Source organism: Nocardioides sp. Root122, assembly GCF_001425025.1.
Taxonomy (GTDB): Bacteria; Actinomycetota; Actinomycetes; order Propionibacteriales; family Nocardioidaceae; genus Nocardioides.
In genome coordinates, this window is sequence record NZ_LMDE01000001.1 from 711,221 (window position 1) to 723,404 (window position 12,184).

Annotated in this window: 11 protein-coding genes; 7 read left to right on the forward strand and 4 right to left on the reverse strand. The window is 70.7% G+C overall.

Annotation, left to right across the window (positions count from 1 at the left end; translation table 11 throughout):
• The first annotated feature begins 6 nt into the window (after positions 1-6).
• The 4 genes from hflX (at position 7) to ASC64_RS03350 (ending at position 6,305) form a co-directional block, all read left to right on the forward strand.
• Positions 7-1,572, forward strand: a complete 1,566-nt coding sequence (hflX, locus tag ASC64_RS03340; RefSeq protein WP_056906064.1) for a GTPase HflX — start codon at positions 7-9, stop codon at positions 1,570-1,572.
• A gap of 121 nt (positions 1,573-1,693) precedes the next feature.
• On the forward strand, positions 1,694-3,982 hold the full coding sequence (gene secD / locus ASC64_RS03345) for a protein translocase subunit SecD (protein ID WP_056906065.1): 2,289 nt from the start codon (positions 1,694-1,696) through the stop codon (positions 3,980-3,982).
• A gap of 137 nt (positions 3,983-4,119) precedes the next feature.
• A complete protein-coding gene (locus ASC64_RS22955) occupies positions 4,120-4,251 on the forward strand; it encodes a hypothetical protein (protein WP_268788221.1) in 132 nt (43 codons plus the stop codon).
• A 56-nt stretch (positions 4,252-4,307) separates the two neighbouring features.
• On the forward strand, positions 4,308-6,305 hold the full coding sequence (locus tag ASC64_RS03350; RefSeq protein WP_439956788.1) for an ATP-dependent DNA helicase: 1,998 nt from the start codon (positions 4,308-4,310) through the stop codon (positions 6,303-6,305).
• 15 nt (positions 6,306-6,320) lie between these two features.
• Here the strand turns inward: ASC64_RS03350 and ASC64_RS03355 are convergent, their stop codons facing one another.
• The 4 genes from ASC64_RS03355 to lexA form a co-directional block, all read right to left on the reverse strand.
• Positions 6,321-6,755 (reverse strand): DivIVA domain-containing protein, encoded by a 435-nt coding sequence (locus ASC64_RS03355; RefSeq protein ID WP_056906067.1) that lies wholly within the window; start codon positions 6,753-6,755, stop codon positions 6,321-6,323.
• On the reverse strand, positions 6,755-7,486 hold the full coding sequence (locus tag ASC64_RS03360) for a sulfotransferase family protein (RefSeq protein WP_056906068.1): 732 nt from the start codon (positions 7,484-7,486) through the stop codon (positions 6,755-6,757). Before ASC64_RS03360 ends, ASC64_RS03355 begins: the two co-directional genes overlap by 1 nt.
• Before the next feature lie 83 nt (positions 7,487-7,569).
• Positions 7,570-8,787, reverse strand: coding sequence for an NAD(P)/FAD-dependent oxidoreductase (locus ASC64_RS03365; protein ID WP_056906069.1), 1,218 nt, complete (start codon positions 8,785-8,787; stop codon positions 7,570-7,572).
• 107 nt (positions 8,788-8,894) lie between these two features.
• Positions 8,895-9,617 (reverse strand): transcriptional repressor LexA, encoded by a 723-nt coding sequence (lexA, locus tag ASC64_RS03370; protein ID WP_056906070.1) that lies wholly within the window; start codon positions 9,615-9,617, stop codon positions 8,895-8,897.
• Positions 9,618-9,788: 171 nt separating this feature from the next.
• Between lexA and ASC64_RS03375 the strand changes: the two genes are divergently transcribed.
• The 3 genes from ASC64_RS03375 to ASC64_RS03385 all read left to right on the forward strand — a co-directional run bounded on the left by ASC64_RS03375 (position 9,789) and on the right by ASC64_RS03385 (position 12,009).
• Entirely contained in the window at positions 9,789-10,571 is a 783-nt protein-coding gene (locus tag ASC64_RS03375) for an SDR family oxidoreductase (RefSeq protein WP_056906071.1), read from the forward strand.
• A 224-nt stretch (positions 10,572-10,795) separates the two neighbouring features.
• Positions 10,796-11,149 (forward strand): LysM peptidoglycan-binding domain-containing protein, encoded by a 354-nt coding sequence (locus ASC64_RS03380; protein WP_056906072.1) that lies wholly within the window; start codon positions 10,796-10,798, stop codon positions 11,147-11,149.
• 311 nt (positions 11,150-11,460) lie between these two features.
• Positions 11,461-12,009: a hypothetical protein gene (locus ASC64_RS03385; RefSeq protein ID WP_156384984.1), complete on the forward strand. Its 549-nt coding sequence runs from the start codon at positions 11,461-11,463 to the stop codon at positions 12,007-12,009.
• The last annotated feature ends 175 nt before the right edge of the window (positions 12,010-12,184 follow it).

Here is a 12,184-nt window from a genome sequence, read left to right on the forward strand (position 1 = left end):
AGTCATATGACGAACGCACCTGACTTCAACCTGCGCGACGCCCTCGACGCGACCCGCGCCTGGGACGACGAGACGATCGAGCTCGACGACCAGCTCCTCGCCGAGGACGAGGTCGACACCGACGACCTCGACGACGCCGACGACTTCGAGTCCGGCTACGCCGACGACACGTCCTACGCCGACTACGACGAGGACGACCCCGAGGAGCTCACCATCGGTGCGCAGGAGCTCGCCGAGCGGCACGCCCTGCGCCGCGTCGCCAGCCTCCGCACCGAGCTCGAGGACATCACCGAGGTCGAGTACCGCCAGCTGCGCCTCGAGCGGGTCGTGCTCGTCGGCGTGTGGACCGGCGGCACCGTCACCGACGCCGAGAACTCGATGGCCGAGCTGGCCGCGCTCGCCGAGACCGCCGGCTCCGAGGTCCTCGAGGCCGTCTTCCAGCGCCGCCAGTCGCCCGACCCGGCGACCTTCATCGGTCGCGGCAAGGTCGAGGCGATCCGCGAGATCGTCCAGGCGACCGGCGCCGACACCGTCATCTGCGACGGCGAGCTCGCGCCCAGCCAGCTGCGCAACCTCGAGGACAAGATCAAGGTCAAGGTCGTCGACCGCACCGCCCTGATCCTCGACATCTTCGCCCAGCACGCGAAGAGCAAGGAGGGCCAGGCCCAGGTCGAGCTGGCGCAGCTGCAATACATGAAGCAGCGCCTCCGCGGCTGGGGCGGCAACCTCTCCCGCCAGGCCGGTGGCCGTGCCGCCGGCGGTGAGGGCATCGGTGGTCGCGGTCCCGGTGAGACGAAGATCGAGACCGACCGCCGCCGGATCAACACCAAGATCGCCAAGCTGCGCCGCGAGCTCAAGGAGATGCGGGGCACGCGCGAGGTCAAGCGCCAGTCGCGCCGTCGCAACCACATCCCCAGCGTCGCGATCGCCGGCTACACCAACGCCGGCAAGTCCTCGCTGCTCAACCGGCTGACCGACGCCGGAGTGCTGGTCGAGGACGCGCTCTTCGCGACCCTCGACCCCACCACGCGGCGTACGACGACCGCCGACGGCCGCGTCTACACGATGTCCGACACCGTCGGCTTCGTCCGCCACCTGCCGCACGACCTCGTCGAGGCGTTCCGCTCCACGCTGGAGGAGGTCGCCGACTCCGACCTGCTGCTCCACGTGGTCGACGGCTCGCACCCCGACCCCGAGGGCCAGATCGCCGCGGTGCGCCAGGTGCTCGCCGAGATCGACGCGACCAAGGTCCCCGAGATCATCGTGATCAACAAGGCCGACGCGGCCGACCCGCTCGTGATCAGCCGGCTGCTGGCCCGTGAGCCGCACAGCGTCGTGGTCAGCGCGAAGACCGGCGAGGGCGTCGACGACGCCCTGCGGATGATCGAGTCGGAGCTGCCGCGCCCGCAGGTCGAGTTCGACGTGCTGCTGCCCTACGAGCGCGGCGACCTGGTCAACCGGATCCACCAGGAGGCCGAGATCGGCACCCTCGAGCACACCGGCGACGGCACGCTCGTCGTGGGTCGCGCCAACGCCGACCTCGCGAGCGAGCTGACGGCGTACTCCCGCTGACCGCGCCCGTGCAGTGATCCCGGGCTGACCGGGGACCGGCGGAACCTTCGGGTCGTGCCACCCGTTGACGATCCCGGGCCCGGATTCGGGCGATCTCGTCGAGTAGTAGAGGATGTCGCGCATGTCACGTGGTGTCTGGGTCCGCTTCATCCTCGTGCTCGGCCTCCTGGTCGGGTGCGCGGCGCTCGCCGTCAACGTCAAGCCGAACCTGGGTCTCGACCTCAAGGGCGGCGCGCAGTTCGTGTTCCAGGCGGAGGGCACCGAGCAGACCCCGGCGACCGCGGAGAACGTCGACAAGACGCTGAGCGTGCTCAACCAGCGCGTCAACGCGCTCGGCGTCGCCGAGTCCAACGTGATCCGCCAGGGCGAGGACCGCATCCTGGTCGAGCTGCCGGGCGTCACCTCCGACAAGGAGGCCCAGGACGCCGAGGACAAGATCGGCACCACGGCCAAGCTCACGATCCACGAGGTGATCGCCTCGGCTGCGTCCCTCGACGCCAAGCCCACCAAGAAGGACGACACCGTCATCGCCGACGAGGACGGCGCCCCCCTCGAGATCGGCCCGACGGTCATCCAGGGCGACGCGGTCACCGGCGCGAGCGCCGTCCAGCGCCAGAACAGCGTCGAGTGGGTCGTCGCCATCGACTTCGACGGCAAGGGTGGCGACACCTGGGCCGACATCACCGGCAAGGCCGCCTGCAACCCCTCCGGCGACCCCAAGCGCCGCATCGCGATCGTCCTCGACGGCGAGGTCATCTCCTCGCCCCAGGTCAACGAGGGCGTCGGCTGCGACGTCGGCATCCGCGGCGGCTCGACCGACATCACCGGCAGCTTCGCCCCCACCGAGGCCAAGGACCTGGCCGCGCTGATCGAGGGCGGCTCGCTGCCCCTGGAGCTCACGGCCATCTCCGACCGCCTCGTCGGTCCCTCGCTGGGTGCCGCGGCGATCGACGCCTCCATCGAGGCGGGCATCATCGGCCTGATCCTCACGGGCCTGTTCATCATCGTGGTCTACCGGCTCGTCGGGTTCGCGGCGACCCTCGCGCTGGCGTCGTACGCCCTCCTGGCCTACGCGATGCTCGTCGGCCTCGGGTCGACGCTGACCCTGCCCGGCCTCGCCGGATTCGTGCTGGCGATCGGCATGGCGATCGACGCCAACGTGCTCGTCTTCGAGAGAGCCCGGGAGGAGTACGCCGCCTACCCCTCGGCCGGCCTGAGGCGGGCGCTCGCGGTCGGCTTCAACAAGGCGTGGAGCGCGATCATCGACTCCAACGTCACCACGCTGCTCGCCGCCGGGCTTCTCTTCTTCCTCGGTTCCGGCCCGATCAAGGGCTTCGGTGTCACGCTGACCATCGGTGTCGTGGCCTCCATGATCTCCGCGCTGATCATCGCCCGCGTGCTGTGCGACCTCGCGGTCGCCAACAAGCCGGTCGCCGAGCGTCCGGGGCTGAGCGGCCTGGGCCATCTCGGCAAGGTGCGCACCTGGCTCGACCGCAAGAGCCCGCAGATCGTGCAGAAGCGCAAGGTCTGGCTCAGCATCTCGGCGGCGGCCCTGGTCCTCGCCGTCACCGGCATCGCGACCCAGGGTCTCCAGCTCGGTGTCGAGTTCACCGGCGGTCGCCAGCTCGACTACTCGGTGAGCAAGGACATCAGCGTCGACACCGCCCGCGAGGCAGTCGCCGCCGCCGGCTTCCCCGAGGCCGTCGTGCAGACCGCCGACACCGCCGACTTCACCGTCCGCGTCGGCCAGATCAGCAACGACGAGGAGCAGCAGATCGAGGACGAGCTGTCCAAGGTCGGCGGCGACGTCAGCAAGGTCGACGACCAGACGATCGGCTCCTCGCTCGGCAAGGAGCTGCGCAACAACGCGCTCATCGCCTTCGGTGTGGCCTTCCTCGCCCAGCTGCTCTACCTCGCCATCCGCTTCAAGTGGACCTTCGGCGTCTCGGCCGTGGTGGCGATGGCGCACGACGTGATCCTGGTCGTCGGCCTCTTCGCATGGCTCCAGAAGCCGATCGACGGCATCTTCCTGGCCGCGGTGATGACCATCATCGGTCTGTCCGTCAACGACACGGTCGTCGTCTTCGACCGCATCCGTGAGCGCTGGTGGGCCTCCAAGCCCGACGACGAGTTCATGGACATCGCCAACACGGCCAACGTCGAGACCATCCCGCGCACGGTCAACACCGGCCTCGGCTCCATGTTCATCCTCGGAGCGCTCGCCCTGCTCGGCGGCGACTCGCTCCAGGACTTCGCCATCGCGCTCCTCGTCGGCCTCGTGGTCGGCACGTTCTCCTCCGTCTTCGTGGCCACCCCGCTGCTGACCTACATGCAGCCGAAGTGGCCGATGAGCCGGGTCAAGAAGGAGAAGGTCGAGCGTGCCCCGGAGGACTCCGGCGCGGTCGTCTGACCGGGCGGGTCCTGTCTCAGGAGTCCCCGGATATCCGGTGACCGCCCTGCTTCGCTACCCAGATCTCCACCTGTAAGCACGCAACTCGGGTGCGAAGTCCCGCGGCAGGTGTTGCGGCCGCCGCGTAGGCTCAGCGCATGTTGTGGGTGCTGCTCATCATCGTGCTCGGCGTCGTGGCCTACCGCTACCGCGTCAAGATCCTGGCCAAGCTCCTCGGCCAGCCCGAGCGGCGCATCGAGCGCCAGATCGGCCGCAAGAAGGGGTACTGACCCGGCCCGTTGTGGATGGCGTACGACGAGGTGTCGGCGCCGCCCCGTAAGGTGCTCTGGTGCCCGAGACGACCGCCACTGCCGCCCCGGTCACGCAGGTGCTGGCCACGGCCGTCTCCGCCCTCGGGGGGCAGCAGCGTGACGGCCAGGTGCAGATGGCCTCCGAGGTCGCCGAGGCGATGGAGGAGGGCCGCCACCTCCTCGTGCAGGCGGGCACCGGCACCGGCAAGTCGCTGGGCTACCTCGTGCCGGCGATGCTCCACGACAAGCGGGTCGTGGTCGCCACCGCGACGCTCGCCCTCCAGCACCAGCTCGTCGAGCGCGACCTGCCCCGGCTGGTCGAGGCGGTCAAGGACGTCCCGGGCGTCGACACGTCCTACGCCGTGCTCAAGGGCCGCTCCAACTACGCCTGCCTCCACCGCATCCGCGCGGGCGTCCCCGACGACCAGGGCACCCTCGTCGACGTGCCGACCGGGTCGATGGCCGAGAAGGTCCTCGAGCTGCGGGCGTGGGCCGAGGAAGAGACCGAGCAGGGCGGCAGCGGCGAGCGCGACAACGCGCCGCGCCACACCGACCGCGAGTGGCGCCAGGTCTCGGTCAACCACCGCGAGTGCCTCGGCGGCACGAAGTGCCCGTTCGGGGCGGAGTGCTTCGCCGAGCTGGCGCGCGAGAAGGCGCAGCGCAGCCACCTGATCGTCACCAACCACTCGCTCCTCGCGATCGACGCGATCGAGGACGTCCCGATGATCCCCGACTACGACACCGTGGTGATCGACGAGGCCCACGAGCTCACCGCCCGCGTGACGCAGGCGGCCACCGACGAGCTCGGCGCCAACGACATCGAGCGCGCCGCCCGTCGTGCGGGCCGCTGGACCGCGGAGACCGAGGGAGACCCGGCCGGCGACCTCGAGGACGCCGCCGGCCAGCTGGCCGAGGCCTTCGAGGCGATGCCCCCGGGACGGATCGACCAGGTCCCGCAGCAGCTCTCCGACGCGCTCGTCGCCGTGCGCGACGCGGCGCGCGCGTGCCTGTCGGCCTTCCCGCGCGAGTCGCCAGGGCAGGGCGAGGCCGATGCCGGGCGCACCCAGGCCAAGGGCATGGTGCAGGAGATCTTCGTCAACGCCGAGAGGATGGCCGCCGGCTCCGACCGCGACGTGCTGTGGCTCGGCGAGGCGCGCGACCGGTTCCCCGCCCGGCTGCACGTGGCGCCCCTCCAGGTCTGGGGACCGATGCGCGACAAGCTGCTCACCGACAAGACCGTCGTCTTCACCAGCGCGACGCTGATGCTCGGCGGCGAGTTCGGTGCGGTGGCCACCACGCTCGGCCTCAAGCCCACCGAGCGAGTGGGGTCCCTGGTCGCGCCCAGCGACCCCGACACCGCGCTGCCGTGGAAGGGCCTAGACGTCGGCTCGCCCTTCGACTACGGCCAGCAGTCGATCCTCTACGTCGCCCGCCACCTGCCGCAGCCCGGGCGCGACGGCCTCGGCCCGGCCCAGCTCGACGAGATCTGCGACCTGGTCGACGCCCTCGACGGTCGCACGTTGGGCCTGTTCTCCTCGCGGCGCGCGGCGGAGACGGCGGCCGAGGCGGTCCGCACCCGGCTGCCGCACCTGACCACCCTCGCGCAGGGCGACGCCCAGCTCCCCGAGCTCGCCAAGCAGTTCGTCGAGGACCCGCACACGGTCCTGTTCGGCACGCTCTCGCTGTGGCAGGGCCTCGACGTCCCCGGCGACACCTGCCAGCTCGTGATCATCGACCGGATCCCCTTCCCGCGCCCCGACGACCCGCTCATGTCCGCGCGTGCCAAGGCCGCCGACGCGGAGGGCCGCAACGGCTTCATGGAGGTCTCCGCGACCCACGCCGCGCTGCTGCTCGCGCAGGGCGCCGGCCGCCTGATCCGCACCACCTCCGACCGCGGCATCGTGGCGGTCCTCGACCCGCGCCTGGAGACTGCCCGCTACGGCCGCTTCCTCAAGGCGTCGCTGCCGCCCATGTGGTCGACGACCGACCCGGCCCTCGTGCGTCAGGCGCTCAAGCGGCTCGGCGGCGCCTGACCTCAGGCAAGGCCCTCAGGCAACGAGCACGTAGGCCAGCACGCCGACGACCACGACGATCGCCAGCACGAGCACGTAGAGCCCGGGGCCACCGGCCTTGACCTCGGTGATCGCGGCCTCCGTCGTGGGCGCGTACGACGTCGGGGCGGGCGCGGGTGCCGCAGCCGGGGTCGGCGCTGGCGCCGTCTGCTGCTCGGGCTCGAGCCCGCCTGCGCTGCGGCGCGCGGTCTCCGTGGCGGCCAGGTCGAGCCAGGCGTCGACCTCGCCCATGTCGTACCCCTGCTGCATCCGCACCGGCGTGAAGCGGAGGACGGTGATCTGGTCGGCACCGAAGCGCAGCTCGGGCAGGGCGAGGTTGTCGAGGATGAGCTCGACGGCCCGGTCGACCTCGCCGGTGTCGTAGCCCTCGCGGATCGAGGTGGTGCTGAAGGTGGGGCGATCGAGTGTCATCAGATGGGCTCCTGGTAGCCGAAGAGCTGGTAGTCGCGTCGGTACATCTGCGCCACCAGCGTGCGCAGCTCGTCGGAGACCTGGCGGTCGCGGCCCCCGGGAGCGGTCTGGTTCTTCGGGGCTGCCGGCACGGCCGGAGCCCCGATCCGCTCGCAGACCTCGGCGAAGTCGCGGTCGAACGTCTCGAGCCGGCCCACGAAGTCCACCCGGTTGAGGTCGATCATCCGGCTCTGCAGCGTCAGGTGCTGGTCGGTGCCCGGCACCGCCGACAGGTCCTGCGCCGCCGTCCAGCGGGCGAACTCCTCGACCGTCTGCATCCGCGCATGGGTGGCCGGGTCGAAGTCGTAGTAGTTGTGGTCGACGACCTTGTCGTGCCAGGCCGAGACGAAGCGGTCCAGCGGGTCGCGCACGAAGGCGAACGTGAAGTAGTCGGCGAACGTCGTCAGCGGGTAGCGGATCCGCATCGCGTGGTCGACGTCCAGGCTCACGTCGTGGCTCTCGCAGTGGTGGCGGATCGTCCGCGTCGCGACCTTGGCGACCCGGAACCACACGAACCGGTGGCTGTGGCTGATCGTCAGGTTGTACGCCAGTGGGCTGAGCCAGCCCGACTCCTCGCCCGCGAGCGCCAGCCGGCCGAGCTCGGCCTGGGCCGCCGCGGTCAGCCGCCGCCGGTTGCCCGGACGGGTGCGGAACACCTCGGGGGAGGGCGCAGCAGCGGTGGGCTCGGACATCGCCGCGAGGCTACCGGACCCCCTACCGGACCCCCACCACCGTCGGTCGAGGAAGGCGCCCTGGCGCCTGTCACGAGACCCGGTCAGCCGAGCGGGATCCGCCCCCGCAGCGAGTCCAGGTCCTCGACCGGCGCGTCGGCCGTCTGCTTGATCAGCTCGCGCGCCTTGTCCACGCTGTCCCAGACGTTCCACAGCAGCACGCCGCGGACCTGGCCGGACCTCAGGTAGTAGACGACGCCGGTGCCGAGCTGGCCGTCCTTCCAGTCCTCGACCATGTCGTTGCGGCTGGTGACCTCGCCGACCGCCTCGTAGCCGTAGTCGAGGATGTCGGACCAGAAGAACGGCGTGTAGTCGTAGGCCTCGTCCGCGCCGGCCATCGCCTTGCCGGCCGCCTCCCCGGACTTCTCGGCGTGGTCGACGTGCTCGACGCGGCGGCGCCCCAGGAGGGTGTCGGGGTACGACGCCACGTCGCCCGCGGCGTACACGTCCGGAGCGCTCGTGCGCAGGTGGTCGTCGACGACGATGCCGTTGTCGACCTCGATGCCGGCCGCCTCGGCGAGCCCGGTGCGCGGGATGACGCCGACGCCGATGACGGCCGCGTCGGCGGTGATCTCGGTGCCGTCGTCGAGCGTGACGCTGACGCCGCCGTCGGTCTCGCCACCGCTGGCGACGGTGCCGTGCACGACGGTGACGCCGCGCTCGGTGAAGGCCTTCGTCAGGCTGGCGGCGAGAGCGCGCGGGAACATCTGCTCCTGGACGTCCTCGAGGTCGAGCACCAGCGTGACCCGGACGTCGTTCTGCACGAGCGCGGAGGCGAGCTCGGAGCCGATGTAGCCACCGCCCACCACGACGACGTGGCTACCGGCGCCCACCGCCGCGCGGAGGCGCTGGTAGTCGGCGGCGGTGCGGTAGTAGACGACCTTCGGCCCGGGCGCGACCTCGAGCACCCGCGGCTCGGCGCCGGTGGCCAGCAGCAGCTTGCCGTAGCCGACGCTGCTGCCGTCGGCGAGGCGTACGGCGTGCGCCTCGGGGTCGATCGCGGTCACGGTCGTGTCGAGCACGAGGTCGACCTTGTCGTCGGACTCGAGGTCGCCGGCCAGCGAGGAGTCGTCGAGGCTCTTGTCGTCCTCGAGCCAGAGCGTCTTGGACAGGTCGGGGCGGTAGACCGGCGGGTCGGGCTCGGACCCCAGCACGCCGATCGTGCCGGACCCGTCCTGCGACCGGATGCCCTTCACGGCGCTGGCCGCGGCGACACCTCCGCCGACGATGACGTAGTCGTAGGACTCTGCGACGTTGCTCATGGAGCCATCGTGTCCCGTGGTCGTGGAACTTTCAACGTCTCGACCATCTCTCGGTGGTCGAGGTGCGAGGAGCGCCAGCGACGAGCCTCGAAACCACGCGGGATGAATCAGAGGCTGCGCAGCACCGCCGTCACGACCCCGAGGATCGTGGCGTTGTCGCCGGGGATCGGGTCGTAGGCGTCGTTGTGGGGGAGCAGCCAGACGTGGCCGTCCTTGCGCTGGAAGGTCTTCACGGTCGCCTCGCCGTCGATCATGGCGGCGACGATCTGGCCGTTGTCGGCCGTCTGCTCCTGGCGGATGACGACGTAGTCGCCGTTGCAGATCGCCGCGTCGACCATCGAGTCGCCGGAGACCTCGAGGAGGAAGAGGGTGCCGTCGCCGACGAGCTGCTTGGGCAGCGGGAAGACGTCGGTGACCTGCTCCTCGGCGAGGATCGGGCCACCGGCGGCGATCCGGCCGACGACGGGGATGTTGATCGCGGTGGGGGCGACGTCGCCGATGCCGGTCTCGTCGACGCTCGACTCCTCGCCGTGCGAGATCGAGCGGCGGGCCGCCATCACCTCGGGCAGGAACACCTCGAGGGCGCGGGGCCGGTTGGGGTCGCGCTTGAGGAAGCCCTTGGTCTCGAGCACGCGCAGCTGGTGGGCCACGCTGGACGACGAGGTCAGGCCGACGGCCTGGCCGATCTCACGCATCGACGGCGGGTAGCCCTTGGACTCGATCGAGTCCTTGATCGTCGCGAGCACGCGCTGCTGGCGCGGGGTCAGGCCGGTCGCGTCCGGGGGTCCGTCGGGCATCTCGATGACGTTCTTGTCGTCCTGCTTGGCCATCTGCGGGCTCCTCCTGGTGCGATTGCCACCCGCCTGGCTCGGTCCCGGCTGCTCGCCGGCCGGTCGTCGGCCGGTCACTGGGGGTCGTGGCGGGTGGTGTCGCCACCGTAGACCCCACCGGACCCCGGGATCAAACACCTGTTCGAACCCGCGTGTCGCTAGCGTGCGTCCATGGAGACCTCGTGCGTGGTGACCGGAGCAGCCCGCGGCATCGGCCGCAGCATCGCGGAGCTGATGGTCGCGCGCGGCCACCACGTGCTGGTGAGCGACGTCGACGGGGCGGCGGCCGTCGAGACCGCCGATCTGATCGGGGCCGCGGCCGGGATGCACCACGACGTACGCAACCCGGATGCGCACCGCGAGGCCGCGGCGTTCGCCTCGGAGCTGGGCGTGCTCACCGCGTGGTTCAACAACGCAGGCGTCGGGGACGACGGCACGCTGGTGTCGCTGACGGACGAGCAGGTACGCCGCCTGGTCGAGGTCAACCTGCTCGGCACCATGTGGGGCACCCGCGCGGCCGTCGAGGCGTTCGGGCCGGCCGGGGGAGACGTGGTCAACATCGCCTCGCTCGCGGGGCTCGGGCCGGTGCCGGGCTACAGCGTGTACGCCGCCACCAAGGCCGGCGTCGTCTCGCTGTCGTCGTCGGTCAACGGCGAGTCGCCGCGGCGCGTGCGCGTCCACGCGTTGTGCCCGGACGGCGCGGACACCGCGATGCTGGCAGCCCAGGACCCCGACGGGCTGGGGTCGCAGCTGGTCTTCTCCGGGGGCCGCATCCTGTCCGCGGAGGAGGTCGCCCAGGCCGCGGTGGCGCTCGTGGGGTCGCGGCGCGTGGTGCGCGCCCTGCCGACGTGGCGGGGCGGGGTCGTCCGCGGGTCCGCGCTCGCTCCGGGCGTGATGCAGCACGCGGCCGGCCTCTTCGCCGCGCAGGGGCGTCGGGCGATGAAGCGGCGCTGACCACGCCGGTCGGGGCAGCCGCACCCGGCCGTGCTGGGCCTCATGCGGAGGGTCGACACGCCGTCGAACATTTGTTCGGCCGGGTGCTTGTGTCGTTCGAACAGGTGCTCTATCGTCGTACACATGTTCGATCGAACGTCTGATCGACACAGACCCACTGTCGGTGGTCGTCACTAGACATTCCTCCGACAGACACACCGGCTGATCTTCCCCAGGAGGCCATCATGAGCACCCTCAGCCTTGCCCCCGTTTTCGCCCCGGCTCCGACCCGCGCCCGCTCCACCGTGCGGCTGACGCGACGCGGCCGGCTCGTGGTCTTCGTGACCTCGCTGTTCCTGGTCCTGACCGTCGCGTTCATGCTCGCCGGCAACGCCGTCGGCACCGACGAGCCCGGCCAGCAGATCCCGACCGAGATCGTCCAGGTCACCCCCGGCGACACCCTCTGGGGCATCGCCAGCGACATCGCGACCGACGGCGACGTCCGGTCGATGATGCAGCAGATCGAGCGGCTCAACGCCCTCGAGTCCGCCGGCCTCCAGTCCGGCCAGAAGCTCCGCGTCCCGGTCACCACCGAGTAAGACGCAGAGGCCTCCATCAGCCGCTTCGACCCCGGCTGGTGGACCAAGGGGAAGGCGAGGGGCGGGCCCAGCGGCCCGCCCCTCGGCGCATTTCCGTCCGTGGTCGACTTCCGGAGGTGGTCGAGTAGCCCAGCCCTCCCATCGGCGGTCGAGTAGCCCGTGAGGAACGAGCGGGCGTATCGAGACCCGGAACTCCCCGGACATCGTGGAGCCCTCGTGCCACCTGGTGGCTCCGTGGCTCCACGATCTTCGTCGTCCACAGGCTTTGCCTTCGGGGTGGTTCCACGCCGCCCGGAATGGGTAGTTTCAGCGTGCTGACGTTGTTCTCGGGAAGGCACCTCATGCACGTACGCCGCTTGCTCGCGCTGTCCCTCGCGGTCCCGCTCCTCCTGGCCGGCTGCTCCGACGAGCCCAAGCCGACGCCGAAGATGCCGGAGTCCACGAGCTCGTCGCCGACGACCGAGCCGACGGAGGCCGAGACGCCCGAGGCGGAGAGTCCAGAGGACTTCATTCGGCGGTGGCAGGCGGCAGCGTTGTCCGCGCAGAACCAAGGAGACACGTCGGAGTACCGCGCCCTTGGCCCCCGGTGCAAGCCGTGTTCCGACTTCGCCGATCAGGTCGACCGGATCTACGACGAGGGCGGCTCGGTTGTGTTGACGAGCCTCGACGTGATCAGCGTCGCGCCAGCTCCGGGTGCCGAACAGTTCAGGCTTACGCGTGTCCTTGGTAAGACGAAAGTCCTCGACTCTCAGGGCGAGCAGCAGCAAGCGTTCGCGGGTGGCCGCGAAGTTCTCAACGTGTTCCTGGAGCAAGTACGCGGGAAGTGGCGGGTCCAGAACTTTCTTCGGACCAAGGCATGAAGTTTGCGGTAGCGCTCGTCCTGGCCGCGGGGTGCGTACTTCTTCCAGTCCCCTCCGCGTTCGCTGCCGGGCCGTGCGCGGTTGCCGGAGGGTTGGACTCGGCTAGCGCCACCTGCCAGTGGGTGTACGTCGACTACACGCAGGCAGCGTCCTCTGGTGATGGCCACACCTGGGT